This window comes from Paraburkholderia sp. MPAMCS5, assembly GCF_036016995.1.
Lineage (GTDB): Bacteria > Pseudomonadota > Gammaproteobacteria > Burkholderiales > Burkholderiaceae > Paraburkholderia.
This window is the reverse complement of the sequence record NZ_JAYXBK010000003.1, coordinates 130,307-155,059: the sequence shown is the minus strand read 5'-3', so window position 1 is coordinate 155,059 and position 24,753 is coordinate 130,307. Positions and strand designations below refer to the sequence as shown.

Sequence of the window (24,753 nt, the reverse complement as noted above, 5' to 3'; positions counted from 1 at the left end):
ATCCGCCGCGCTAACGCCGCTTCTTTTCTCCCTCCGGCTGTTCCTTTTTCTGCTCGCGCGGTGGCTTTGCGTCGTGCTTGGCTTCCTGCTTGGCTTCGTGCACCGCGATGGGATCGCTGGCGGGGAAGCTTTCTTCCAGCGCCTCGTCGAGCCGGCTTTCGGTCGAGTCAGCGTCGGGCTGCTCTTCAGCGGGTGGCGTGCCAGTGTGCTTTTTGCTCGTCATGACAGACTCCTGTGAACCCAATCGACGATTCAGCATAGCGCAAACACTCGATATCCAACATCGGCCGAACGGCGTAGGACGCCGCGCGCCGATACCGGCCAGCGCCGCTTCGGAATAAAAGAATGACTTAAAACGTAAACCCGTTGGCTCGTTCTTCGTGTGTCGCAGGAATGCGGTGCGCAAGACGAAAACCAATTGCCGGCTGCGTGAGTCGGCCATCACACCGTCTGCCGCGAACCTGCATCGTCGAGCTTGGGAGGGGCGCGCAGAGAATCGCCGAACGAGGCTGCGAAGACCATGAACAGGAAAGCCGTGCGCCCGAAGCGGGTCAACGCTTCACACGTGGTGGAAGCGGAGTTGACGCATCTGGAATGGGCAACAAGACAACCGGCGCAACGCATGCTGGATGCCGTCTATTGGCGGCGGCGCGTGTTGGCGGTTAAATGCGGATTTGAACTGACAGAACAGCAGGTGGTGCGGGTAGAGAAAATTCTGCAGCGGCTCGGTCCTCTCGCGGAGTGACCGGAAGCCGCTGCGGCAGGCGAGGGCCGCGGATCAGTGCTTATTCCTGGTTGCCGTTGCCGTGGTTGCCGCCGTGGTTGCCACCGTCGCCACCCGTGCCGAACAGACGCCGCCGGCGTGTCACGACCACCGGCGCATCCGATGAACTGCTGCGCTCCGTCGCGGGCCGCTCGGACGAGGGCGTGCCGTACGATTCGCGAGAATCGCGTGATTCCCGATGCTCGCGCGGTTCACGCGAGCCATGCGGCCCGCGCGTGGTGTGTTCGCCATGCGAGGGGCGGCCCGCGCGCGGCGCCGGGCGGGTTCCGGTATCGAGCTGGATCGTCGAAATGGCGCGCTTGTAGATGCCTTGCAGGCCGACGGGCGTGCGCAGCATCACGAGGTATTGGTCGAACGACTCGATGCAGCCGGTCAGGCGAATGCCGTTGACGAGATAGATCTCAACGCGCTTTCGTTCTTTGCGCGCGGCGTTCATGAAGTCGTTTTGCGGATGCGATTCTGCGGAAGCCATGGACAATTCAGGTTAGAAAGACGGTTGTTCGCCGCGATTCTACCCTGTGTGGGGGCAGAACGCGTCGAGGGGCGAACTGGGTCCACTATAACGGCTTGCGCCCACATAAGCACCTGATAACTTTTGACTGTAACTTTGAGTTACGAAATCAGCCGACGATTGCCTGGCTCCTTCGGCCACATCGCGCCGTCCGGGCCGTGGATGGCGGAAAAAGCCGGCGCGGCGCATGAAGCATCGGTGGAATAAATCGCTGTGCGCGTGCGTTAAGTCAGGTATCGACCCGTTCAGTGCGCGCCCTCGTGCGCGCGGCCGGGTTTCTGGTTCGCCGGTGTTGGCGCGCGCCGACCCGCACTCTCTTGCAGCGGAGACTCATATGAAAGTATCCCGCATTCTTTCCGCCATCTTCATGCTGCTCGCCCTCGCGTTGGGCTCGCTCGCCACGAGCGCCTGCACGTCCGCGACCGACAGCGGCGCGTCGAACTCGAGCGGCGGCAGCGGCAGCGGCAGTGGCGGCGGCTACTGAGCGTTGCTCACCGCGTGAGCTTTGAAGCGGAAGTGATTTCGTGGCTCCCGCAGTTGCGCCGCTACGCGCGGGCACTGACGGGCGACCGCGCATGGGCCGACGACCTCGTGCAGGATACGGCGGAGCGCGCGCTCGCGCGCTGGTCGGCGTTCCGGCCCAACAGCAATCTGCGCGCGTGGCTGCTCACCATCCTGCGGCATCTTTATATCGATCAGTTGCGCGGCCGCCGCGAGATCGCTGTCGACGATGAAAGCGCCCCGTGGCGCAATCTCGAAGCGCCGCAACGCGAGGTGGACGGGCTCGTGTTGCGCGATCTTCAGCGCGCGCTGTATTGCCTGCCGCTCGAGCAGCGCGAAGTGCTGCTGCTCGTCTGCGTGGAGGAACTGACGTATCAGGAGGCGTCGAAGGCGCTCGGCGTGCCGGTGGGCACCGTGATGTCGCGTCTGTCGCGCGCCCGCGAGCATCTGCGCACGCTGCTGGAAGCGCCCTCGAAGGAGCCTGCGCGCAAGGCGCCGCCGTTAAAAGTAGTGAGAAATCCGCGATGAATAACGACCACGATGCCAGCTTGCCCGACGGGGTGGATCTGCGAGCGCTGTCGGCGTTCGTCGACGGCGAAGTGACGGATGAGGAGCGTGCGCGCATCGCGGCGCTGCTGGCGCAGCATCCGCAAGCCGCCGCGCGCGTCGCAGCATGGCGCGCGCAAAAGGCCGCGCTGCGGGCGCTGTGCGACGCGCCGCATGCCGAGTCGCGCGACGGTCGCAACGAGCATGCGAACGCAACCGGGCTCGACGAAGCCCATGAACGCCACGAGGCCCATGAACCCGGTGTCATCGTCTTGCGTCCGCGCACGCCGTGGTGGCAGCGCGTGGGCGTCGCGGCGTGCTGGCTCGCGGCGGGCGCGGGGCTCGCGCTTGCTTTGGGTCCGCTCGCGCCGCGTCTGACGGGCGGCGCGTGGAATGGTCTCGGCGCGCGGCCGCCGAGCTTCGCGGAGCGCGCCGATGTCGCGTACGCGGTCTACACGCCGGAGCGGCGTCATCCGGTGGAAGTTGCGGCGAGCGAGGAAGAGCATCTGATCAACTGGCTCTCCAAACGTCTGAACCGGCCGCTTTCCGTGCCTTCGTTGCAGGAGTACGGTTATTCGCTCGTGGGCGGCCGGCTGTTGCCCGGCGAAGCCGGACCGGCCGCGCAGTTCATGTACGAGAACCGGGCGGGCGCGCGGCTCACGCTGTACGTGACCGGCACCGCGCGCGACGAAAACGCGTTCCGGCTCTTTCGCGACGGCAACCGGCGCACCTTCTACTGGATCAGCGACGGCATGGGCTACGCGTTGTCCGGGCCGATCGCGGAAGGCAAGTTGCGCTCGATCGCCGTCGACGTGTGCAGCGCGCTCGGCGGCAAGCCGGAGGCGTGGCAGTAGCGGCGGCGCGTCGCGTCCCAACCCGTTGCAAGGAGGGCACTTGACCCGCAGCCTGCCGCCGGAAGTCACCGCCGCACAGTTCGACCGCGCGCTCGCCGCGTGGCGCGCCACGCTCGGCGATCCGCACGTGGTGACTTCCACGGCCGGGCTCGCCGTCTATCTCGATCCGTTCGCGCCCGGCGAGCGCGAGGCGTTTTCGGCGAGCGCCGCGCTGCTGCCCGCATCCGTCGAAGAAATCCGCGCGGTGCTGCGCGTGGCCAATCAATTCCGCATTCCGTTGTGGACCGTTTCCACCGGACGCAACTTCGCGTACGGCGGCGCCGCGCCGCGTCTCGCGGGTTCGGTCGTGCTCGATCTGCAACGGATGAACCGCATTATCGAAGTGAACGAGACGCTTGCTTATGCGCTCGTCGAGCCGGGCGTGAGCTACTTCGATCTGCACGCGCATTTGCGCGCGAAGGGCTACCGGCTCTGGGTCGATCCGCCGGCGGCCGGCTGGGGCAGCGTGGTCGGCAATACGCTGGAGCGCGGCTTCGGCTACACCGACTACGGCGATCACGCGGCCACGCAATGCGGGATGGAAGTGGTGCTTGCCAACGGCGACATCGTGCGCACCGGGATGGGCGCGATCGACACGAGCACGGCATGGCAGCTTTACCGGCCGGGTTACGGGCCTTCATTCGACGCGATGTTCATGCAGTCGAACTACGGCGTCGTCACGAAGCTCGGTGTGTGGCTCATGCCCGCGCCGAGCGCGTATCTGCTCGGCGAAATCCAGTTTCGTCATGAAGCGGATCTCGAAGCCATCGTCGAAATCGTGCGGCCGTTGCGGCTCGACGCAACGTTGGGCAACCACGCGGTGATCGAGGGCGGCTTGCGCCGCGCGGCGGGATTGTCGGCGCGCGCGCAGTGGTATGACGGTCCCGGCGCGATGCCCGAGAGCGCCATCGCCGCCATGCTCGACAAGCTGAACGTCGGCCGCTGGAACCTGCATTTCGCGCTGTACGGCACGCCCGAGCTGATCGACGCGCGCTACGCGATCATCGAGCGCGCGTTTGCGCACGTGCCGCAAGCGCGGCGCTTCGCGAAGCGTTATGCGGGCGATGCCGAACCCACCGCCGGCGGCGACCGCAACCTGGCCGGCATTCCGTCGATGGCCGCGTTTCGCATGCTCGACTGGCGCGGCGGCGCGGGCGCGCACGTGGACTTCGCGCCGGTGTGTCCCGCGACCGGGCGCGACGCGCTGCGTCAATACTTCATGGTGAAGGCGCGCGCGGCGGAATATGGCTTTGATTATTACGGCGGTTTCACTGCGGGCGTGCGTCATCTGCATCACATTTTCGCGGCGATTTTCGATCGCGGCGACGCAAACCAGGTCGAAGCGGCCGGCGCGCTATTGCGCTCGCTGATGAGCGATGCGCGCGCGGCCGGCTACGGCGAATATCGCGCGCATCTCGCGTATATGGATTTCGCCGCCGCGCAATATAGCTTCAACGACGGCGCGTTGTTGCGGCTCTCCGAAACGATCAAGGACGCGCTCGACCCGAACGGCATTCTCGCGCCGGGCAAGCAGGGCATCTGGCCGGCGGCGTGGCGCGACCGGCGCGGCTATACATGAGTCAGCTCAGTCAAGGAGAACCAGGCAATGGACCGGCGCGCTTTCATGATGACGAGTGCATGGCTCACCACCGCGGCGGGCGGCGCGTGGCCTTGGCTCGCGCAACCGGGCGCGAGCGGCGAGACCTTCGCGATTGCCGATTCCACGCTGCCGTTCAGCGCGGCGTTCGCCCGCTACGCGGTGGCGATGAACGTGCCGACCTTCGACACCGGCAACGACATCGGCGTGTTATGGCACACGACGCTGTTACCGCTGCTGAGCGCATTGGCGAATCCTGGCGGCATTTCCTGGAGAAGGCCCTGGCTCATCGGCGTCACGCGCGCGTCCGATTACTTCGTGCTGAAAGAGCTAGCCACGCGCACGACACACCGGCTCGAACACAGTCACGAGCAGGACGCGCGATCCGCGCCCGTGAGCTTCGTATTCGCACCGCGCTAGAAGACGTTGGAAGACGTTAAAAGACCTTAGAGCGAGACGTTAGCGCGCGCTAGAACTTATACGCGCTGTTTTTCGGATCGAAAGTCGAATCGTCGAACGTTTTCGGCGTGATGGTTTCAAAGACGATCTTCTCGAAGATCTGGCCGTCGTTGCCATAAGACTCGATCGTGCGGAAATACGGATGCCGCAAATCGAGCCCGAGTGTTTCTTTCTTCGCGTAGAACTGCGGCTGACCGGTCGGCGTTTCGAAAGTGAACGCGACCACGCGCACGCCGTCGATCGTTTTCACTTCCACCTGCGTGGAGCGCGGCAAGCCCGCCGCGATGTATTTTTTGCCTTCGCTCAGGTATTGCTGCGCGATGTACTCGGTGCCGAGATCGCGCACGTTGTGATTCGATTGCGAGCGGGCGAGGGCGCCGGTCAGCGACGTCCATAGCGGCATCACGTTCATGATGCCGCCAAGATGCCCGTACATTTCATCGGTGCGCTTCGATTCGTCGTAGATGATTTCCTGGCCCGCGCGCGCGCCGTCGGGCAGCCACTTCGCGTAGATGCGCAGCGGATCGTGAGCCACTCGCACGAGCATGTGATCGGGCTTGTCGGGCCACTGGCCGTGAATGCGTTCCGAGCGCGACATCGTGAATTCATACGATGCATAGCCGTTCGGCCCTTCCTTGATGTAGCGCGGCAACGCGAGCGGATCGAGCGACTTGAAAAGCGCGACCAGATCGTCGTCGCTCAACTGGGCGAGCGCGCCGCTTCGTTGCGCGGCACGCAGCCATTTCACCTGCTGATCGAGCGTGAGTTTGCCGACCTGCGCCGAGGGCGTGCTGGGCGCTTTCACCGCGCTCGCGGTTTCGAGCGGAGGCGGCTTGTCGTCGTTTTGCGCGAAGGCGGGCGACGTGGCCATGCCGATCGCGCCGGTCATGAGCGCGCCGACGAGCAGCGCGGCGCCGCGCGGTTTGCGCGATGGCGCGAAGGTGTCGATCGAGGCGCCAATCAAGGCGCCAATCAAGGCGCAAATACAAGCGCGGGCCCAGCCATCGAGCCGCATGAGACGGATAAGGCGGAAGCATGCCAACAGGCGGTGCGTCATCGATCTCTCCCGAAAGGTGGCGCAAGACAGCAAGCAAGCGCCTTGCCTGTCAGGCAGTGTTTTGCTTCGCGAGTTCCTCGTCGCGCAGCGCGCGGCGCAGAATCTTTCCGACGTTCGTTTGCGGCAGTTCGTCGCGGAACTCGACCAGCTTCGGCACCTTGTAGCCCGTCAGGTTCTTGCGGCAATGGGCGATCACCTGCTCGGCGGTGAGCGACGGATTGCGCCTCACAACGAACACCTTCACGCGCTCGCCCTGCGTCGCGTCGGGCACACCGATTGCAGCCACTTCGCGCACATCCGGGTGCGTGGCGATCACATCTTCGACTTCGTTCGGATAGACATTGAAGCCCGACACCAGGATCATGTCCTTCTTCCGGTCGATAAGGCGAATGAAGCCGCGCGAATCCATCACGCCGATGTCGCCGGTTGCGAGCCAGCCTTCGCCGTCGATCACCTTCGCGGTTTCCTCGGGCCGGTTCCAGTAGCCCTTCATGACCTGCGGTCCCATCACGCACAGCTCGCCCGCCTCGCCGATGTTCGCCCACGTGCCGTCGTCTTTCCTGAAGCGCACTTGCGTGGACGGCGCGGGCAAACCGATCGAGCCTTCGAAATCACGCAGATTGGAAATGTCGACGGGATTCATCGACACGATCGGCGAGCATTCGGTCAAGCCGTAGCCTTCGATAATGGGCTTGCCCGTGACAGCCTTGAAGCGCTCGGCCACGGATTTTTGCGTCGCCATGCCGCCCGCCATCGCGAGCTTGAGGTCGGAGAAATCGCGCTTGCAGAATTCCTCGTTCTCCAGAAACGCGTTGTAGAGCGTGTTCACCGCGGTCATGCCGGTAAATTTCTCGTGACGGATGATCATCATCACGCGTTTCATGTCGCGCGGATTCGCGATCAGAATGTTGCGCCCGCCCAGCCCCATGAAAATCAGTGCGTTCACGGTGAGCGAATAGATGTGATAGAGCGGCAGCGGCGTGAGCACCGTTTCGATCTCGCCGCTCAGTTGGCCTTCGGACCACGCCTTCGCCTGCAGCAGATTGGCGATGATGTTCCGGTGCGTGAGCATCGCGCCCTTCGCGACGCCGGTGGTTCCGCCGGTGTACTGAAGAAACGCGATGTCGTGATGCGTCGGACGAACCGGCGCAAGCGGCCGCGCATAGCCGACGGCGAGCGCCTGCAGGAGCGGCACCGCGTGCGGCATGTGATACGCGGGCACCATCTTCTTCACGTGACGCAGCATGAAATTGAGCAGACGCCCCTTGAGATTCAGGCCGTCGGCGAGCAGGTCGCCGAGTCCGGTCACGATCACGTTCTGCACCTTGGTGCCCGGCAGCGCGTCCTGCACGGTCTTCGCGAAGTTCTCGAACACGATGATGGTCTGCGCGCCACTGTCCTTCAACTGATGCGCGAGTTCGCGCACGGTGTAGAGCGGATTCACGTTGACCACCACGGCGCCGGCTTTCAGCACGCCGAACAGCGACACCGGATATTGAAACGTGTTCGGCAGCATGATCGCGACGCGCTCGCCCGGCTTCACGCCGATGCTTTGCAGATACGCGGCGAACGCAGTCGCCTTGCGGCCCAGTTCGCCATACGTCATGTTCGCGCCGACGCTCACGTACGCAACGCGCTCGCGAAACTGCGCGATGCATTCGTCGAAGAACTGCACGACGGATTCGTACTGGCCGACGTCGATTTCATGCGGCACGCCGTCGGGGTAGGACGCGTACCAGATGCCGTCTGTGTTGGGCGCATGCGCCGCAAGAGCCGCATGAGGCGCATCAGGTGCTGGATGCGCGGGCGAGGCTGGTGTCGAGGCCGGTGTCGAGGCCGGTGTCGAGGCTTGAGTGGGCTGGATCATCGGTCGTCTCCTGAAGCCGTGGTTTGAATCTGTTCGTGTAGTGATCGTGTGTCGTTCAGCGCTTGATGTTCAGCGCTCGACTATCGCCACGACGCCCTGGCCGCCCGCCGCGCAGATCGAGATCAGTCCGCGCGCGGTGCCCGCCGGTTTGTCGAGTTGCGCGAGCATTTTTGCAAGACCCGCGACGATCCGCGCGCCCGTCGCCGCGAACGGATGACCCGTGGCGAGCGAGCCGCCGTTCACATTCAGCCTGGTGCGGTCGATCGCGCCGAGCGGGCCATCGAGGCCGAGCTGCGCGCGGCAATACTCGTCATCCTGCCATGCCGCGAGCGTGCACAACACTTGCGCCGCGAAGGCTTCGTGAATTTCGTAGAAGTCGAAGTCCTGCAAGGTCAGCCCGGCTCGCGCGAGCATGCGCGGCACCGCGTAGGCAGGCGCCATCAACAGGCCTTCTTTCTTGTCGAAGAAGTCGACGGCGGCGGTCTCCGACCAGCTGAGATACGCGAGCACCGGCAGCCCGCGGCGCGCCGCCCATTCCTCGCTCGCGAGCAGCACGGCGGACGCGCCGTCGGTGAGCGGCGTGGAATTGCCCGCGCTCAGCGTGCCCGCGTCACGGTCGAACGCGGGCTTGAGCGCAGCCAGCTTTTCGAGCGTGAGATCGGCGCGCAGGTTGTTGTCGCGCGCGAGGCCGCGATACGGCGTCATCAGGTCGTTGACGAAGCCGCGCGCATACGCGTCAGCCAGCTTGCGATGACTCTCGTAGGCCAGCACGTCCTGCGCCTCGCGCGAGATGCTCCAGCGCTTGGCCATCAGTTCGCAATGCTCGCCCATCGACAGGCCGGTGCGCGGCTCGCCATTGCGCGGCAGCAGCGGCTTGAAGAACATGCCGGGCCGCAGCCTCGCCAATGCGCCGACGCGCTGGCCCGCGCTTTTGCTGCGATTCGCTTCGAGCAGGATCTTGCGCATGTTTTCGTTCACGCCGATGGGCGCGTCGGACGTCGAATCGACACCGCCCGCGATGCCCGCGTCGATATGGCCCAACGCGATCTTGCTGGCGACGAGAATCGCGGCTTCGAGGCCGGTGCCGCACGCCTGTTGAACATCGTACGCGGGTGTTTCCTTCGCGAGTGTGGTGGAGAGCACGGACTCGCGCGTGAGATTGAAGTCGCGCGAATGCTTGATGACGGCGCCCGCCGCGACTTCGCCGAGACGCTCGCCGTGCAGGCCGTAACGGTCGATCAGCCCTTGCAGCGTGAACGTCAGCATGTCCTGATTCGACGCGGTCGCATACGCCGTGTTCGAGCGGGCAAACGGAATACGGTTGCCGCCGATAATCGCGACACGGCGCACGGCGGGCAGCGGGTTGGACATGCTCGGCTCCTTCGGCTTGTTGTGTGTAAAGGATGATGTGGAAACAATGTGACTGCCGCTATCGCCAGGGCCGCGCGCGCCGCGTTCCAGGCTGCATTGCGGGCTTCACTGCAGCCTCCATTGCATGCGGCCGCGCAAATGCGGCTTGTCGCCGGCCATGTCGCGCACCTCCATATCGCGTTCGATCAGCGAGGACGCGGCGCTCCACAACGAAGCTTCGCCGGGCAGCGGCATCGGCAGCTTGAATTCGGCGCTGAGCGTGGCTTCGGCGAGCGGCTTCGGCGGCTGCAACGACGACGCGGCGCGCGCGAGCGTCCACATGCCGTGCGCGATCGCGCGCGGAAAACCGAATGCCTTCGCGGACAGCGCGCTCAGATGGATCGGGTTGTAGTCGCCCGACACGCTCGCGTAATCGCGGCCGAGCTGCGGCGCGAGTTGCCAGCGCGCCATGCGCTGCAACGCGGCGGTATCCACTTCGAGCGGATCGAGATGCCCGCCGCTCGCCGGCACGCCGCGCTTCAGGTAGACGCTGTCGCCGTCCCACACCGCTTCGCCGCGCCGGTAGATGCGTGTGTGCAGCAGGAACGCCTGGCCCTTGTCGTGACGCAGCAGCGCGCCGAATTCCACTTCGACGCGCAGCAGGTCTTTATACGCGAGCGGCCGCCGCAGGCGCACGTGATTCGCCAGATGCAACAGGCCGACGGCGGGCCATGGAAACGCCGGATCGGTCAGCATCAGCAGATGCAGCGGAAACGCGAGCAGATGCGGATACGTCAGCGGCACGCCGTGCTCGGGAATGAAGCCGCACACGCGCGCATAGCGCCAGACCGGGCCGGGATCGAGCGCCACGGCGGGGCGCACGAGGCGCAGCGCGGGCAACTGCGGAGGACGTCCGCGCTTGACGATGCCGGACAGCGCGCGCGCATACAGCTTCGCCGGCGCGGGCAAGGTTTCGACGACGACGGTTTTCGGACGGACCGCGTCGTGCCGCGCGAGATTCGAGGCACGATGCGCGCCGAACGGATCACGAGGATCGTCCATGGTCATGCTCCGATCAGGCTTTGTCCGCACACGCGCACCACCTGGCCGCTGATGCCCGCCGAGCCCGGATGCGCGAGCCACGCGATGGTCTGCGCGACATCGGCCGGCTGGCCGCCCTGAGCAAGCGAATTCATGCGGCGGCCCGCTTCGCGCAACGCCAGCGGCATCTTCGCGGTCATCTGCGTTTCGATGAAGCCCGGCGCGACCGCGTTGATCGAGATGCCGCGCGCGCGCAGGCGCGGCGCCATGCTTTCCACGCGGCCGATCACGCCGGCTTTCGAGGTCGCGTAATTGGTCTGCCCGGCATTGCCCGCGATGCCGCCGATCGACGACACGCCGATAATGCGCCCGCCGTCGCGCAGAATGCCCGCCGCGAGCAGCGTGTCGTCGATGCGTTCCTGGGCGGACAGGTTGATGTCGATCACGCTTTGCCAGGCCGCGTGCGTCATCTTCGCGATGGTTTTGTCTTTCGTGATGCCCGCGTTGTGCACGACGATGTCCACGCCCTGATCGTCGAGCGCGGCGGCGATCTGCGCGGGCGCTTCGGGCGCGGCGATGTCGAAGGCGAGGGCCGTGCCGTTCAACGGGCGCAGCGTGGCTTCGAGCGCGTCGCGCGCCGACGCGATGTCGATGCCGATCACATGCGCGCCTTGCTCCGCGAGCACGCTCGCGATGGCCGCGCCGATGCCGCGCGCCGCGCCCGTCACGAGCGCGCGGCGGTTGGCGAGCGGCTGCCGCCAGTCGAACGGCGATGGAAGGTCGGCGTTGATGCCGGCGTCAGTATCTGCATGGGTATCTGCGTTGATGCGAAGCGGCCCGCCCGCCGCGATCCGCACCACCTGTCCCGACACATACGCCGAACGCGGCGACAGGAAAAAGCGCAGCGTGGCCTCCATTCGATGCCCGGCGCCTTCCGCCACATACACGAGATTCGCCGTGGCGCCGCGCCGCGCTTCCTTGCCGAGCGAGCGCGTGAGACCTTCCAGCGCGCGCTGCGCGGTCCATTGCCGCGGATTCTCGCAGGCTTCGGGCGGCCGTCCGAGCACGACGATCCGGCCGCACTTGCCGAGCGAGCGCAGCGTGTCGTGAAAGAATGCGTAGAGCGGTTCGAGCTGGCTGCTGTCCTCGATACCGCTCGCGTCGAAAAGCAGGGCGGCGAGGCGCGCGGGCGAGCCGGAATCGGCGGGTTCGAAGCGGCCCGTCATCAGATTGTGACGATGCGCGAGCGGCATCCACAGTCCGGCGCTTTCATGCGCGACGCTCGTCACGCCGATGCTCGCCACGAAATCCGCGAGCGGGTCGAGCAGCCGCGGCTCGCGTCCCGCGCCGATCGCAACGAGGCCGCCGAATTCGGGCTCGCCCGCGCGATAGCGGCGCAGCACCTCGGGCTTCGGAAGGCCGAGAGAGCGCGCCACGCGCGTGCCGAACGGCGAATTGACGAAGTTCAGGTAAGTGTCGTTCATAGTGTCGGTTGCTCCGCTCGGCACGCCGTTGCGGCTGTCAGTGTGCACTGAGTTTGGCGCATCGGCGTGCTTCGCGGCGAGCTTTTTTCATGCGCCGGGCGCCCCGCGCCGGCCTCTATCACGCGGAGGCTTCGAGCGTGTGTTCAAGCGTCTCCTTGCGCTTTTGCAGAGCGGCGAGCATGTCGAAGTCGGCGGCGAAGTCGTCGACCTTCACGACTTGTCCGGCGTAGCGCGCGTAGTCGTCGAGCACGCGCCGCTCGTCGGCGTCGATCAGTTTTTTTTGCTGCGCGGCGTCGGCCCACGCGGCGAGCTGCGCGACGCTTTGCGGCATCGGTTCGAGATGCCCGCGTTTCACCGCCTCGCGAAGTTTCTGCTCGATCCGCGTGAAGTGCGGGTTCAGTTCGAACGCCAGCTCGCCGAAGCCGAGCGCGTCGACGTCCGGATGCGGCACGTACGAATCCGACACGAGGCGGTTGCGCGCCGCGCCCGGTGTCTGCATCAGTTCGGCGATCTCACTGCCGAGCCGGTCGGACGGCTCGCGATACGGCAAGCCGAACGGGAACGCAAGAAGACGCACGAGCCCCGCGGCGAGGCGATCCGGATAGTTCGCGAGCACGCCGTCGAGCGCGTGTTGCGCGCGATACAGCGCGTCTTCGACGCCCCAGCGCACGAGCGGCAGATCGTCGTCCTGACGGCCTTCGTCTTCGAAACGCTTGAGCGTCGCGGAGATCAGGTAGAGCTGCGAGAGCACGTCGCCGAGGCGCGCCGAAATGCGTTCCCGGCGCTTCAGGTCGCCGCCGAGCACGAACATCGACACGTCCGCGAGCAACGCAAACACGGTGGCAACCCGCGTGGCCGCGCGGTAATACGCGTGAAGCGGCGCATGCGCGCGGCGCGGCGCCGCGATGAAGGCGCCGCCCGTGATGCCGTAGACGACGCTGCGCACCACGTTCGACAGCGTGAAGCCGACATGGCCGAAGAACGCGTCGTCGAAATCGCGCAGTGCTTTTTTGCGGTCCGCTTCGCGCGTGGCGCTCATTTCCTTCAGCACGTACGGATGACAGCGAATCGCACCCTGGCCGAAGATGATCAGGCAACGCGTGAGAATGTTCGCGCCTTCCACGGTGATCGCGATGGGCACCTGCTGATACGCGCGCGCGAGAAAGTTCGACGGCCCCATGCAGATGCCCTTGCCGGCGGCGACGTCCATCGCGTCGTTGATCACCATGCGGGCGCGCTCGGTGATGTGATATTTCGCGATCGCCGAGATCACCGAGGGCTTTTCGCCGAGATCCACCGCCTGCGCGGACAGGCGGCGCGCGGCGTCCATCACGTAGAGATGGCCGCCCATGCGGCCGAGCGCTTCCTGCACGCCTTCGAATTTGCCCACGGGCGTGCGGAACTGGCGGCGAATCGCGGCATAGGCGCCCGTGCCGCGCACGGCGATTTTCGCCATCCCCACATTCGACGACGGCAGCGAAATCGCGCGGCCCGCCGCGAGACATTCCATCAGCATGCGCCAGCCGTTGCCGACTTGCGCACGTCCGCCGATCACCCAGTCGAGTGGAATGAAGACGTCCTTGCCGGAGTTCGGGCCGTTCTGGAACACTGCATTGAGCGGCCAATGACGGCGGCCGATGTTCACGCCCGGATGATCGGTCGGAATCAATGCACAGGTGATGCCGGGCTCGTCGCCGCCGCCGAGCAGACGCTCGGGATCGAGCGCGCGAAACGCGAGGCCGAGCACGGTCGCGATCGGTCCGAGCGTGATGTAGCGCTTGTCCCACGTCACGCGAAAGCCGAGCGTTTCGCGGCCCTGGAACATGCCCTTGCAGACGATGCCGACGTCCGGAATCGCCGCGGCATCCGAGCCCGCATACGGGCTCGTCAGCGCGAAGCAGGGAATCTCCTCGCCGCGCGCGAGCCGCGGCAGATAGTGGTTCTTCTGCTCGTCGGTGCCGTAGTGCATCAGGAGCTCGGCCGGGCCGAGCGAGTTCGGCACCATCACCGACACGGCGGCGGCCGAGCACCGCGTGGCGAGCTTCATGATGACCTGCGAATGCGCGTAAGCCGAGAACTGCTTGCCGCCATACTGCCTCGGAATGATCATGCCGAGAAAGCCGCGCGCCTTGACGAAGCGCCACGCTTCGGGCGACAGGTCCTGCCAGAGCGTCGTGGTGTCCCAGTCGTTCGCGAGGTCGCACAACTGCTCGCATTCGTTATCGAGGAAAGCCTGTTCTTCCGCCGTCAGCGTCGCCGGGCCGTGGCCGAGCAGCGCGTCCCAATGCGGGCGTCCGGAGAAAAGTTGCGCGTCCCACCAGACGGTGCCGGCTTCGATCGCGTCGCGTTCGGTCGGCGACATCTCCGGCAGGATTTTGCGGAAGACGTCGAGCACGGGTTTCGCGAGCCACGCGCGGCGCAACGGCTTCAAGGCGAGCACGAACGCGGGCAGTACGAAGACGACGGTCAGCAGCGCGGTTCCGGCTGCGCCCGCCGCGTGGCCCAGATGTGCTGCTGCGACCCAGACGATCAGGAAGGCAAGCCACACGAGCGCGCGAGCCTCGACATAGACAAGCGCAAGAGCGGCAATGACGAGCAGCAAGAAGAACCACGACATGACCTTCCTCCCTGTTTCGATGGTGCGTGCGAACGCATCCACGGCGCGTGGACGGTTCGCGTTTTTATCGATGTGTTGTTGTTCGCGCGGAACGCGTGAATCCGGCGTTCCGCCTGCGTTTGCAAACGGCCCAGGAGGGCGCCGCTGTTACGTCGCGCCGTATAGGACCTTCTGAAACGAACACGCGTTGATGGCGTCGATGGCTTCGATGCAAGGCGCGGCTCGCTCGCCGTCGGCTGCAAATTCGGATTCAGCCGCGGATTCAGATTCGGACGAAGCCGAAGCATTGGCCGTGTTGCTGTCGGTCGCGTCGCCGAGCACCGCGGCGAACATCGCGAACTGCGAGGCGTCGGACAGCGGCGCCTTGAGCGCGGCGACCATCAGCGAGGCGAGGCGCGCGATCAGTTGCAGATCGTTCATCGTTTTGCCCTGCGAGAACTCGGCGATCAGGCTGTCCGTATCGGTGCCGGCCAGCACGCCCGAGAGCGCGCCGATCGCGAAGTGCAGCCGCCAGCCGAGTTCCTCGCGCGGCAGATGCGGCAGTGCGCGCTGGAACGCATCGAAAAAACGCACGGCGACCGATGCGTAGTGCCCGTTCAGAAAGTCGCGAATGAACGCCGACGGGTCCGTATAGGCGCGACCCAGCAAACGCAGAAACGCCTTGCCGCCGACGCGCGGATCGCGCGAGAGCCGCAGCGCCGGAATGAACATGGCGCCGAGCACATGCTCGCAGGTCAGACGCTCGCCGAGCATCTGGTCGAAGCGGTCGAGCAGCTTGAGCCGCTCTTGATTGAGATGGTCGAGCCGGCGCGACAGCATCGAGTGAATCAGCGATTCCTTGCTGCCGAAGTGATAGTTGACGGCCGCGAGATTGACTTCGGCGCGCGAAGTGATCTGGCGCAGCGACATGGCCTCGTATCCGCAATCGATGAACAGCGCTTCGGCGGCGTCGAGGATGCGTGACTTCGTATCGCCGGCTTGCCGGCTTGTGGTGCGACCTGCCATGTTGCGTCTCCGGGTTGGCGGGCGCGCGGCCCGCAAACAGTCGATTCAATTATCGATTTGAAACAGTCGTTTTTTTCAGGATAAAGAAGGACGGTGAAGCGGGGCAAGACCTGGATGTCGATGAACTCCTCTAGAAGACTTCAAGCCTGGACGCGTGACATTGCGCGCGGAAATAAAAAAGCCGTTCCGACGAATCGGAACGGCCTCGTATGAATCGGTGCATCGAAACAAGCTGTTTGGCCTGCGCTGCTCGCGCTATGTGCGGCGGCGCGGACTTCGCGCCATGGCGGTTCGAGCCGCCTTTTTCCGCTGTTTTTTCTATTGTGCCCGAGAACCGCGCGGCAAAACAACGTGTTCGATTCGAACGCTTGAAGCTGTCGTCACACGGTGCTTCCTTGCGGCTGTTCGCCGAGATGCTCGGCCGACTGCGTCATGTCGATGCCGCGGCGCTCGCGGCTGAACGGGATCAGCGCGCAGATCACGACGGCGACGATGCCGATCACAACCGCCATGATGAGCGCGTAGTTGTTGCCGTGCGCTTCGGCCGCGCTCGCCTGAAGCGGGCCGTTGACCGACGCGATCAGATTGCCCAGCTGATACACGAGCCCCGGGAAGGTCGCGCGGATTTCATCGGGCGAGATCTCGTTCAGATGAACCGGAATCACGCCCCAAGCGCCTTGCACCGAAATCTGCATGAGGAACGCGCCGAGCGCGAGCAGCACCGGCGTGCTCGAAAATGCCCACAGCGGCAACACCGGCAACGCGATCAGCGCGGAGAGAAAAATCGCGCGCTTACGGCCGATCTTTTCCGACAACATGCCGAAGAACAAACCGCCGCAAATCGCGCCGATGTTCAGCGTGATCGTAATCCACGAGACCGTATGCGCGTCGAATTGATGCTGCACGCGCAGGAAAGTCGGATACAGATCCTGAGATCCGTGCGAGAAGAAGTTGAACGCGGTCATCAGGATGATCGCGTAGATCGACAGCCCCACGTTCTGCTTCAAGGTTGCCACGAGGCCGGGGCGTGCGCGCTTTTCCAGCGTCTTGAAGGCCGGCGACTCCGGCACGTGCGCGCGGATATACAGCACGAGCAGCGCGGGCAGCACGCCGACAAAGAACATGCCGCGCCAGCCGATGTATTGATAAAAGACGCCGAATACCACCGAGGCGAGCAGATAGCCGCTCGGATAGCCCGCCTGCAGCAGGCCCGAGACGATGCCGCGCGACTTGGGCGGCACGGTTTCCATCGTGAGTGCGCCGCCCACGCCCCATTCGCCGCCCATCGCGATGCCGAACAGCGCGCGCAGCACAAGCAAGGTGGCGAGGTTCGGCGAGAAGCCGGACAGCAATTCCAGTAGCGAGAAGCACGCGATGTTCACCATCAGCGTGGGCCGGCGGCCGTATTTATCCGCGAGCCAGCCGAAAATCAGCGCGCCGAGCGGGCGCATCATGAGTGTCAGCATGATGCCGAACGCGACTTCAGGGATTTTCGTATTGAATTCGGCCGCAATATCCTTCAATACGAACACCATCAGAAAAAAATCGAATGCGTCGAGTGTCCAGCCCAGATAGGCGGCGGCCGTGACGTTTCTCTGTTCCCGTGTCCAGCTCATTGATTGTTCTCCTGGTATCCGATAACCCGTTTTCGACGATGGTTTAACTATCCAGCGTGCCCGTGGCGTGGGCTTCGAGCGAGTGTACGCTCACCTTTAAGCATCTGCAGGAATCAGCGCCGATTTATCCGTGTTAATCCCTGGAGCAATTATCGTGCTGAATGCCATGATTAATAGAAATGTCGGCTTAATGTAAATATCGTATTGATTGTGTTTGCAATGGCGCATGCAATCTGTAATGAATTCATTGCCGGCCGGGCGTTAATGCAGCGGTTAATCCAGTTGTTAATCCGGTTGTTAATCCGGTCGAAATGACCGGGTCGTTTTTGATTCAGATCGCGCCGACGCGCGCGCGCGCCGATCTGGCCGGCCCGCGAAGGTAAAATGCCAGCGAATCCGTTCTGCTGGACGTCCTTGCCTGAAACACGTGCTGGAATTGCAATGAGTGACACGATACAAGCGGCCGCCCAGGCGCCGTTCTCCATTCTTTTCGTCGACGACGACGAACTGTCGCGCAATCATTTCGCGCGCGCCGTGCGCGACGATTTCCACGTGCATCTCGCGCACGGCGCGGACGAGGCGCTGGCGGTGCTGAACGAATTCGGGCCGGAGATCGCCGTGCTCGTCACTGACTTTCGCATGCCGGGGCGCGACGGCGGCCATCTGCTGCGCGAGGTTGCCGGGACGTATCCGCAAATCGTGCGCATTCTCGTCACCGCGTACGCCGACAAGGACATGCTGCTGCAAACGTTCAATACCGGCGACCTGTTCCGCATCATCGAAAAGCCGCTGCGCATGGAGGCCGTGCGCGAGGTACTGAAGCAGGCGGTGGCGCGCTACGCCGAGCGTGAAACGCGTCAGCAACGGCTCCTCGCCATGGACGAAACCTTGGCCTTTCTGGCCCACGAGCTGAATACGCCGCTCGCCGCGATCTCGCTGTTCGCGCGCTCCGTCGAAAACGACGTCGCGCAGGAATACGATCCGCAGCGTCAAAAAGAGATCGGCGCCGCGGCCAGCTCGATGCTCAACAACGCGCAGTATTGCCTGACGCTGATCTCGTCGTTCTGGGCGACCGTGCATAAGAGCGGCGGCCAGCAGGCGGCGTTGGGCGGCGCGCTCCGCGAAGTCAAGGCCACGCGCCTCGTTGCCACACTGCTCGATTCCTATCCGTTTGCGGGCTCGCAGCGCGAATGGATCGACGTCGACGTGAAAGGCGACTTTCTGGTGTACGCCATGCCGAATTGCGTGGCGCTCGTGCTGTCTTCGCTGATGTCCAACGCGTTGCGCGCGCTCGACGGTTGCGCGGCGCCTTCGTTGCGAATCGAAGTGGTGAGCGAGCCCGAGCCGGAAATCCGCTTGCGCGACAACGGACCGGGCATCGCGCCCGAGGTGAAGGCGCGGCTGCTGCTCGATCCGGTCACGACGCACGCGGGCAACGGCGGTCACGGCATGGGAATGATTTTTTGCAACCGCATCATGCAGTCATCCGGCGGCGGTTTGCGGATCGAATCCACGGTCGGCGAGGGCACGACGGTGACCATGCGTTTTCCGAACTTCACGGGCCGGATGCATGGCGCGAGCGGCGAGCACGCGCCGGAGCGCGCCACGCCACCCGAATCCAAAGCCCCCGGGGCAGACCGACACTAGTTCTCGCGCACCGCGAGACCGCTGGTGCTGGCCGGCCCTGGCTGCGCCGGCCGGTCGCGTCGATCGTCTCGCGCGCGGTCCGCACTGGCTGCGGCGAGATAGCGATGCAGCGCGTCGGCTGAACGCTCGCCCAGCCGGTCGATCCGGCCGAGCCAGTCGGGCTCGGCGGGCCATTCGCCTTCCAGCGTGCGCGGATAGATCTGCCGCGTGAATTGATGCAGCGCTTTTGCCCCCATGTTGCCGCTCGCGCCGAGCAGCAGGTGCAGCGCGCCATGCGCCGCATCGAGGTCGCGGGCGGCCGCGCTCGCGCCTAGTTGCGCGATCAACAGGCGAATCTGCTCGATGCCGTTCACGAACGGTTCGTCGAGCAGGCCGAGCGCCGCCAGTTCCCCGAGGTGGTTGTCGTCGAGCAGATCGCTTTCCTCGATCGCGATGAGCCTGGCGGCGGGCGCGGCCGCCCCGGCTTGCGCTGACGAAGCAGCCGCCTGGGTCATCGTCGCGGGCGCGCCGCCGCCGTGTAGCCGCGCAAACTGGCGCGTCAGGCAGGCATAGAGCGAGCCGACCTGAACCGGCTTCACCATGACTTCGTTCATGCCGACGGCCATGCAGGCCTGCACCGCACCGATGTCCGACTGGCCCGTGAGCGCGATGATCGGCACGTTGGCGTAAGCGTCGGTGCGCGCGCGGATCGCCGCGGCGGTTTCGAGCCCGCCCATGCCCGGCATGTTCATATCCACGACGATGGCGTCGATGGCGACGTCTTCGTCGAGCCGCTCCAGCACCGCCTCGCCATGCTGCGCCTCGATGACGCTCGCGCCGAACCGCTCCAGATAGGCTTTGGCGACGAGCCGGCTGTAGGTGTCGTCGTCGGCGACGAGGATCGACTTGCCGGAGAAGTCGTCGAATCGTTGGCTCAGCTCGCGCCGGTTGCCGTTGTCAAAGAGCGCCTGGAGCGAGGTGAACAACTCCATCACGCTGCACGACTTGCTGATCATGTCGTCCATGCCGGCGCGACGGGCCAGGACGCGCGCCACGTTGCCCGGCTCCGACGTGTAGGCGGCGACCAGCACATTCCAGTTCGGATGGTCGCGACCGGCGCGCAGTCGTTCCGTGGCCGTGTAGCCGTCCAGCACCGGCATGTTGACGTCCATCAGCACGAGATCGTAATGCGTGCCCTGCTGGAGCATCGCGAGGGCGACCAGCCCGTTTTCGGCCTCGCTCACCTGCGTGCCCAGCTTCGACAAGGTCCGCCGCGTGCGCTCGCGCTGCGCGGCGTCGTCGTCGGCGAGCAGCACATGTTTGCCGTTCAGCAAGGTCGTGGTGCGCGCAACGATCGCGCGCTCGTGCCCGGCAACCTCGCTTTCCGTGACGGCCGGAAATTGCAGCGTGAATTGCGTGAACTTGCCGGCTTCCGACTTGCACGCGATGCTGCCGCCGAAGGCGCGCATCGCCCGCTGACAATAGGCGAGCCCCAGACCCGTGCCGGCCGAATTGCCGGCGGTGCGAAACGGCTCGAACAGATGCGGCAGGATTTCCGGCGCGATGCCGCTGCCCGTATCGCGGACCGTGACCGAGTGACGGTCCACCGTCAGCGTGAGGGTGGCCGTGGGCAGCGGCGCAATATGGTGCAGCGCGTTCTTGATCAGATTGAACAGGGTGAACAGATAGACTGTTTCGTCGACCTTGAAGGTGAAATCCTCCAGCACCACGAGGCGCACCTTGCTGCGTTCCTTTTTATCGGCGAAGCCGTATTCGTCGAGCGCCTTGCGCGTGGTGGCCGCCGCGCTCAAATAGGTGAGCGAGTCCGAGTGGATCTGTTTCGCGCTGACTTCGTCGAGCGTCATGGCGATCACACGCAGGCCGCGCTCGATGGACAACTGCCCGTGCGCAAGATGCCGGTAGAGCGGCGCGGCGCCCGTACCCGCGAGCGTGGGTATGCGGGCTGCATCGGTGAGCGCCGGCAGGGTTTCTTCCACGCGATCCAGCACGTGTTTCAACTGGCTGAGCGGGTTGCGCATTTCATGGGCGATCGAACCGGCGAGCGCCTGCAACGCCCGGTTCTTTTCGACGAAGATGCGGCCCTTGCTGATCGCGTGGCTGAAAGCCATGCTGCACAACACGACGACCGGCAGCAACGCGAGGTCCGACTGATTGGCCGTGGTCAGCACGATGGGAACCGGCGAGCTGGCCACCGCGGCCAGCCCGCCGGAAAACACGCCGATGCCGATACAACCCATCAGCAGGAACGGGTTGTCGATACACAGCGCCATGATGAAGATCATCATGACCTCGGTCATCATCCACATGGTGGAGAACGCATTCCTGATGGCGAGAAACGTGCAGACGAACGGCAGCACGTAGATCAGGCAGACGTGCCAGTAGATCAGCAGGGCGCGGTTGAACTGCTTCGGCCAGTGCGCCTGAACGATCAATGGAATGCAGATGAACGCCGCGCTCAGGCGCAGGGGCAGGTTGTCGTACGGCTGCGGCAGGATGTAAGTCCAGACCAGGTAATAGATGGGGTGGCACACGAGGCCCAGCACGCCTCCCCATCGAATTGCAAACCGGCTTCGTTCCAGCACATCCTGCATGCTTTCACGCGCTATGATCATCTGGCCTCCAATGACATTCTCGACCCCGTCAACTCACATTTGCCGCTACGCGCAGATCGAGGTCGATCGCCGACCCGTCTTTGCCGTGAAATGGTCCCACCGAAAATCCGTACTTTTTCAACAGGCCGTGAGTATAGGAAACGGACCACACCGGCGGGCTGCCGATGATGAAGTCCGACGCGATGCCTTCCTGCCAGGCGGCGTAGCCCTCGGCGAAACAGGTATAGCAATCGCGGGTGCTCGGCAGCCTGAAGGGGAACCTGGAATCGAGACCGGCCGGACCTCGGGCGAAACACTCAATATATAGCGTATGTCCGCGAGACGCGAGTTCCGCTTCCACGCTCGCGGCGCGCGGGTGCGAGTCGTCGATCCAGAAGCGCGCGCGCCTGAGATCGGCGGCGCTCAGGTAAGGCACGCTGGTGCTGCTCGCGAGAATCGCTCCGTCGAATTGCGGCAACGGCGTGTCCGGACTGAAGGTGTGAATCGAGACGCGGGTGCGTCCGAGCAGGTCGGCGGCCATCAACTCCCTGGCCTGATCCGCGAGCAGGTTGACCTTGTCCGGCAAGTCGATCAGCACGAGTTCCCTCGGCGTTTCCTTGTAGAGCAGATACTTGGCCACCGTGGTGCCGAGCCGGCCGGCCGCGCCGAACAGCGCGAGCTTCGTCTTGCCGAACTCCAGGTCGAGTTCGTTGCAGCAGTGAATCGCCCAGTCTTTCAGCATGGCCGCGGTCGCCGCGTGCCCCGTCGTGATGTGCGGCGGCTTGGTCTGCCGCGGCAGTGCGCCGTAATTGCAAGCATAGGGCGTGGAAGCGCCCATCGCGACCATGCTCAAGCCCGCCTGCCGCGCCAGTTCGAGCGCGGGGAAGAACTGAGTCTCGCGAAACCGCTTGATGCCGCGAGGACTGCCGAGCCACATTTCGAGCGGCACCGGGCAGGCGATATTCGCGCCGATCATCTGCGAGCCCGAATAGATCGGCGAGGCAATGAATGGCTCGGTGCGCCACAACTCTTCTTCGAATGACTCGCTTCGGGTTTTCACGTTGTGAAAGGAGAAAGAAAGCGTTTCCCAGTCTGTAGCGTGGAAGAGGAAGCCGACGCCGCCCTGGCCCGCCGGCAGGTTGTCGCGGATTTCTTCCGGATGGATGGTGCGTTTGAGCGTGAGCGGCGCACCGGACGGGTGCAGCCGCAAGGCGCCGCGTCGGTCGTCGCGGGTTGATATTTCGTTGTGGAAGGACGTTGCCATTTGATTTTCCTTTTGGTTGATGCCGCGCTGCCCAGTCAGCGCGACGTCGACGGCCCGCATTGGCCGACGATCCATCAACTCTAGAGAAAACCAATAGTTTTTGTCCGTATGTTGGTGCGCAATGGAGGCAAGCCGCTGCCGCCGCCGGTGCCGGCGGGCACACACGAAAGGAAATGCCAGAAAGTCAGGGCAACTGACGTTGACTCGCGCAATAGCGGGAAGGTGCCGCGCGCAAGCTCAAAGCCCGAGGCAAACCGCGCCGGCCGCCACCACCACGCACGCGACCCAGCGCCTCGCGCTGACCGCCTCGCCGAGCAGCACGCGCCCGATCAGCACCGCGAACACGACGCTCGTCTCGCGCAAGGCCGAGACCGTGCCCATCGCGCCCGACTGCATGGCCCAGATCACGATGCCGTAGGCCGCGATCGCCACGATGCCGCCGGCGAGCGACGAGCCGACCGCCGCCGGCGTCGCCCGGATCGGCGTCCACAGCGCGGGCAATCCGCGCAGCATGATGAACAGGACCGGCATCAGCCAGTAGAAGAGGAACATCCACGCGGTGTAGGCGAGCGCCTCGCCGCCCGACGAGCGCACGCCGATGCCGTCGATCACGGTATAGAGCGCGATGGTCGCGCCGGTGGTCAGCGCGGCCAGCACGCCCGCGCGCGACACGCGGCCGCCTTGCAGCGCGAGCGCGATGATGCCGCCCGAGATCAGCGCGATGCCGAGCGCGTGCAGCGGGCCGATTTCCTCGTGCGCGAAGAGCGCCGCGCCCAGCGTGACGAGCAACGGCGACGAGCCGCGCGCGATCGGATACGCTTGCGCGAGATCGCCGCGGCGGTATGCGCGCACGAGGCTCGCGTTGTAGCCGATATGCACGAGCCCCGACGCCACGATATACGGCCAGGCCGCGGCCGCCGGCAACGGTGTCAACGGCACGACCAGCGTGCAGATCGCCGCGATGGCGATGCTCATCCATGTCATCGAGAGGAAGCGGTCGCGGTTGCCGTGCAGCATCGCGTTCCAGCTCGCATGGAGCAGGGCGGCGAAAAGGACGAGACCGCCGGTATAACTGAGCATGCACTATCCGGGTAGAAAGACGGCAACAGAAAGAGACATGAACGAAGGCCCACGGTGTTCCATGCCGCGCGCCGGCCTTCGCCTGAACCGCATGCCAGTCAGGCCGCGGGCGCCACCGACGCTCCCGCGATCCCATGCCGCGCGAGCGCTTCGGCGACGAAACCCGACGCCTTCATCTCTTCCACAAAGCGCGACAGCACGGCCGCCGCCGCTTCGCCGCGGCTCTTTGGCGTGCCCATTGCCTGCTGGATCACCATGAAGCGCTCGTCGAGGAGCCGCAAGCCGGTGGTTGTGCGCGCATCGGCTTCGAGCTGCTGCTTGACGCCGGCCGCGACTTCCAGATTCTGTTCGAGGAAAGTTTGCACGACGGTCGGCGAAGTGGGTGCGCGGACGATCTGCGCGGCCTTCAGCTCGCGCGTGAGAAAGAGGTCGTAAGCGCTGCCCTTGCCGACGGCGACGCGGTTATGCGCCTGGTCGACGTCCGCGTTCGTTGTGACGGGCGAGTCGTCGCGCACGAGATAGAAGCCTTCGATCAGCACATACGGCGCGGTGAACGCAACGGTTTCGCCGCGCAAGGGATCGACGGCGAAGAAGCCGAAGTCGGCGCGTTCCTCGCTCAACGCCTGCACGGATTTGCCGGCCGCGTCGAACACCACCAGTTCCAGTTCGGCGCCGAGCCGCTTCGCGAACGCGCGCGCGAGGTCGATGGACACGCCGAACGGTTCGCCGGTTTGCGGATCTTTGTTGGCGAGAATCGGGTTGCCCAGATTGATCGACGCGCGCAGCTTGCCCGTCGGCATGAACGCGGAGATAACGGATTGATCGATATTCATGAAGTTCTCG

The 24,753-nt window shown here is 64.9% G+C and carries 21 protein-coding genes; 7 read left to right on the top strand and 14 right to left on the bottom strand.

What is annotated here, in order from left to right; all coding sequences use genetic code 11:
• Positions 1-10: 10 nt before the first annotated feature.
• On the bottom strand, positions 11-223 hold the full coding sequence (locus VOM14_RS08305) for a hypothetical protein (protein ID WP_327628249.1): 213 nt from the start codon (positions 221-223) through the stop codon (positions 11-13).
• Between the two features lie 297 nt (positions 224-520).
• Between VOM14_RS08305 and VOM14_RS08300 the strand changes: the two genes are divergently transcribed.
• Positions 521-745, top strand: a complete 225-nt coding sequence (locus VOM14_RS08300; protein ID WP_327628248.1) for a hypothetical protein — start codon at positions 521-523, stop codon at positions 743-745.
• A 40-nt stretch (positions 746-785) separates the two neighbouring features.
• Here VOM14_RS08300 and hfq read toward each other — a convergent pair whose 3' ends face one another.
• Positions 786-1,256: an RNA chaperone Hfq gene (gene hfq, locus VOM14_RS08295; protein WP_327628247.1), complete on the bottom strand. Its 471-nt coding sequence runs from the start codon at positions 1,254-1,256 to the stop codon at positions 786-788.
• A 373-nt stretch (positions 1,257-1,629) separates the two neighbouring features.
• Between hfq and VOM14_RS08290 the strand changes: the two genes are divergently transcribed.
• From VOM14_RS08290 to VOM14_RS08270, 5 genes are read left to right on the top strand one after another with little or no spacing between them, the layout of a single operon-like run.
• A complete protein-coding gene (locus tag VOM14_RS08290) occupies positions 1,630-1,779 on the top strand; it encodes a hypothetical protein (protein ID WP_327628246.1) in 150 nt (49 codons plus the stop codon).
• Between the two features lie 14 nt (positions 1,780-1,793).
• On the top strand, positions 1,794-2,324 hold the full coding sequence (locus VOM14_RS08285) for an RNA polymerase sigma factor (protein WP_327628245.1): 531 nt from the start codon (positions 1,794-1,796) through the stop codon (positions 2,322-2,324).
• Positions 2,321-3,196, top strand: a complete 876-nt coding sequence (locus tag VOM14_RS08280) for an anti-sigma factor (protein WP_327628244.1) — start codon at positions 2,321-2,323, stop codon at positions 3,194-3,196. Before VOM14_RS08285 ends, VOM14_RS08280 begins: the two co-directional genes overlap by 4 nt.
• 40 nt (positions 3,197-3,236) lie before the next feature.
• Positions 3,237-4,814, top strand: a complete 1,578-nt coding sequence (locus VOM14_RS08275; RefSeq protein WP_327628243.1) for an FAD-binding oxidoreductase — start codon at positions 3,237-3,239, stop codon at positions 4,812-4,814.
• Between the two features lie 27 nt (positions 4,815-4,841).
• Positions 4,842-5,252 (top strand): hypothetical protein, encoded by a 411-nt coding sequence (locus VOM14_RS08270; protein ID WP_327628242.1) that lies wholly within the window; start codon positions 4,842-4,844, stop codon positions 5,250-5,252.
• 49 nt (positions 5,253-5,301) lie between these two features.
• On the opposite strand, the gene VOM14_RS08265 is transcribed toward VOM14_RS08270, so the two are convergent.
• The 8 genes from VOM14_RS08265 to VOM14_RS08230 form a co-directional block, all read right to left on the bottom strand.
• Complete coding sequence (locus VOM14_RS08265) at positions 5,302-6,180, bottom strand: DUF1571 domain-containing protein (RefSeq protein ID WP_327628593.1); 879 nt, start codon at positions 6,178-6,180, stop codon at positions 5,302-5,304.
• 217 nt (positions 6,181-6,397) lie between these two features.
• The gene (locus tag VOM14_RS08260) at positions 6,398-8,215 is read right to left on the bottom strand and encodes an AMP-binding protein (RefSeq protein ID WP_327628241.1); all 1,818 of its coding nucleotides are present in this window, start codon (positions 8,213-8,215) and stop codon (positions 6,398-6,400) included.
• A gap of 69 nt (positions 8,216-8,284) precedes the next feature.
• The gene (locus VOM14_RS08255) at positions 8,285-9,586 is read right to left on the bottom strand and encodes an acetyl-CoA C-acetyltransferase (RefSeq protein ID WP_327628240.1); all 1,302 of its coding nucleotides are present in this window, start codon (positions 9,584-9,586) and stop codon (positions 8,285-8,287) included.
• A 105-nt stretch (positions 9,587-9,691) separates the two neighbouring features.
• Entirely contained in the window at positions 9,692-10,627 is a 936-nt protein-coding gene (locus tag VOM14_RS08250) for a MaoC/PaaZ C-terminal domain-containing protein (protein WP_327628239.1), read from the bottom strand.
• A gap of 2 nt (positions 10,628-10,629) precedes the next feature.
• Entirely contained in the window at positions 10,630-12,090 is a 1,461-nt protein-coding gene (locus tag VOM14_RS08245; protein WP_327628238.1) for a 3-oxoacyl-ACP reductase, read from the bottom strand.
• A 118-nt stretch (positions 12,091-12,208) separates the two neighbouring features.
• On the bottom strand, positions 12,209-14,707 hold the full coding sequence (locus VOM14_RS08240; RefSeq protein ID WP_327628237.1) for an acyl-CoA dehydrogenase: 2,499 nt from the start codon (positions 14,705-14,707) through the stop codon (positions 12,209-12,211).
• 147 nt (positions 14,708-14,854) lie between these two features.
• A complete protein-coding gene (locus VOM14_RS08235) occupies positions 14,855-15,712 on the bottom strand; it encodes a TetR/AcrR family transcriptional regulator (RefSeq protein WP_327628236.1) in 858 nt (285 codons plus the stop codon).
• Positions 15,713-16,092: 380 nt separating this feature from the next.
• The gene (locus VOM14_RS08230; protein WP_327628235.1) at positions 16,093-17,328 is read right to left on the bottom strand and encodes an MFS transporter; all 1,236 of its coding nucleotides are present in this window, start codon (positions 17,326-17,328) and stop codon (positions 16,093-16,095) included.
• A gap of 441 nt (positions 17,329-17,769) precedes the next feature.
• Between VOM14_RS08230 and VOM14_RS08225 the strand changes: the two genes are divergently transcribed.
• On the top strand, positions 17,770-18,975 hold the full coding sequence (locus VOM14_RS08225) for a hybrid sensor histidine kinase/response regulator (RefSeq protein WP_327628234.1): 1,206 nt from the start codon (positions 17,770-17,772) through the stop codon (positions 18,973-18,975).
• On the opposite strand, the gene VOM14_RS08220 is transcribed toward VOM14_RS08225, so the two are convergent.
• From VOM14_RS08220 to VOM14_RS08205, 4 genes are all read right to left on the bottom strand, one after another.
• A complete protein-coding gene (locus VOM14_RS08220; RefSeq protein ID WP_327628233.1) occupies positions 18,972-21,587 on the bottom strand; it encodes an ATP-binding response regulator in 2,616 nt (871 codons plus the stop codon). The genes VOM14_RS08225 and VOM14_RS08220 overlap by 4 nt on opposite strands.
• Before the next feature lie 28 nt (positions 21,588-21,615).
• A complete protein-coding gene (locus tag VOM14_RS08215) occupies positions 21,616-22,830 on the bottom strand; it encodes a hypothetical protein (RefSeq protein ID WP_327628232.1) in 1,215 nt (404 codons plus the stop codon).
• Between the two features lie 237 nt (positions 22,831-23,067).
• Positions 23,068-23,910 (bottom strand): DMT family transporter, encoded by an 843-nt coding sequence (locus VOM14_RS08210; protein WP_327628231.1) that lies wholly within the window; start codon positions 23,908-23,910, stop codon positions 23,068-23,070.
• A 98-nt stretch (positions 23,911-24,008) separates the two neighbouring features.
• Positions 24,009-24,743 carry an ABC transporter substrate-binding protein gene (locus VOM14_RS08205; protein ID WP_327628230.1) on the bottom strand — a complete coding sequence of 245 codons (735 nt, stop codon included), beginning with the start codon at positions 24,741-24,743 and terminating at the stop codon, positions 24,009-24,011.
• Between the last annotated feature and the right edge of the window lie 10 nt (positions 24,744-24,753).

What these genes read in the sequence shown, in the direction of transcription:
- VOM14_RS08290 (WP_327628246.1), top strand. Translation starts at nt 1,630, where the DNA reads ATGAAAGTATCCCGCATTCTTTCCGCCATCTTCATGCTGCTCGCCCTC.
- VOM14_RS08240 (WP_327628237.1), bottom strand. Translation starts at nt 14,707, where the DNA reads ATGTCGTGGTTCTTCTTGCTGCTCGTCATTGCCGCTCTTGCGCTTGTC.
- VOM14_RS08270 (WP_327628242.1), top strand. Translation starts at nt 4,842, where the DNA reads ATGGACCGGCGCGCTTTCATGATGACGAGTGCATGGCTCACCACCGCG.
- VOM14_RS08245 (WP_327628238.1), bottom strand. Translation starts at nt 12,090, where the DNA reads ATGAACGACACTTACCTGAACTTCGTCAATTCGCCGTTCGGCACGCGC.
- VOM14_RS08255 (WP_327628240.1), bottom strand. Translation starts at nt 9,586, where the DNA reads ATGTCCAACCCGCTGCCCGCCGTGCGCCGTGTCGCGATTATCGGCGGC.
- VOM14_RS08280 (WP_327628244.1), top strand. Translation starts at nt 2,321, where the DNA reads ATGAATAACGACCACGATGCCAGCTTGCCCGACGGGGTGGATCTGCGA.
- VOM14_RS08205 (WP_327628230.1), bottom strand. Translation starts at nt 24,743, where the DNA reads ATGAATATCGATCAATCCGTTATCTCCGCGTTCATGCCGACGGGCAAG.
- VOM14_RS08250 (WP_327628239.1), bottom strand. Translation starts at nt 10,627, where the DNA reads ATGGACGATCCTCGTGATCCGTTCGGCGCGCATCGTGCCTCGAATCTC.
- VOM14_RS08225 (WP_327628234.1), top strand. Translation starts at nt 17,770, where the DNA reads ATGAGTGACACGATACAAGCGGCCGCCCAGGCGCCGTTCTCCATTCTT.
- VOM14_RS08220 (WP_327628233.1), bottom strand. Translation starts at nt 21,587, where the DNA reads ATGATCATAGCGCGTGAAAGCATGCAGGATGTGCTGGAACGAAGCCGG.
- hfq (WP_327628247.1), bottom strand. Translation starts at nt 1,256, where the DNA reads ATGGCTTCCGCAGAATCGCATCCGCAAAACGACTTCATGAACGCCGCG.
- VOM14_RS08265 (WP_327628593.1), bottom strand. Translation starts at nt 6,180, where the DNA reads ATGACCGGCGCGATCGGCATGGCCACGTCGCCCGCCTTCGCGCAAAAC.
- VOM14_RS08230 (WP_327628235.1), bottom strand. Translation starts at nt 17,328, where the DNA reads ATGAGCTGGACACGGGAACAGAGAAACGTCACGGCCGCCGCCTATCTG.
- VOM14_RS08235 (WP_327628236.1), bottom strand. Translation starts at nt 15,712, where the DNA reads ATGGCAGGTCGCACCACAAGCCGGCAAGCCGGCGATACGAAGTCACGC.
- VOM14_RS08210 (WP_327628231.1), bottom strand. Translation starts at nt 23,910, where the DNA reads ATGCTCAGTTATACCGGCGGTCTCGTCCTTTTCGCCGCCCTGCTCCAT.
- VOM14_RS08305 (WP_327628249.1), bottom strand. Translation starts at nt 223, where the DNA reads ATGACGAGCAAAAAGCACACTGGCACGCCACCCGCTGAAGAGCAGCCC.
- VOM14_RS08260 (WP_327628241.1), bottom strand. Translation starts at nt 8,215, where the DNA reads ATGATCCAGCCCACTCAAGCCTCGACACCGGCCTCGACACCGGCCTCG.
- VOM14_RS08300 (WP_327628248.1), top strand. Translation starts at nt 521, where the DNA reads ATGAACAGGAAAGCCGTGCGCCCGAAGCGGGTCAACGCTTCACACGTG.
- VOM14_RS08215 (WP_327628232.1), bottom strand. Translation starts at nt 22,830, where the DNA reads ATGGCAACGTCCTTCCACAACGAAATATCAACCCGCGACGACCGACGC.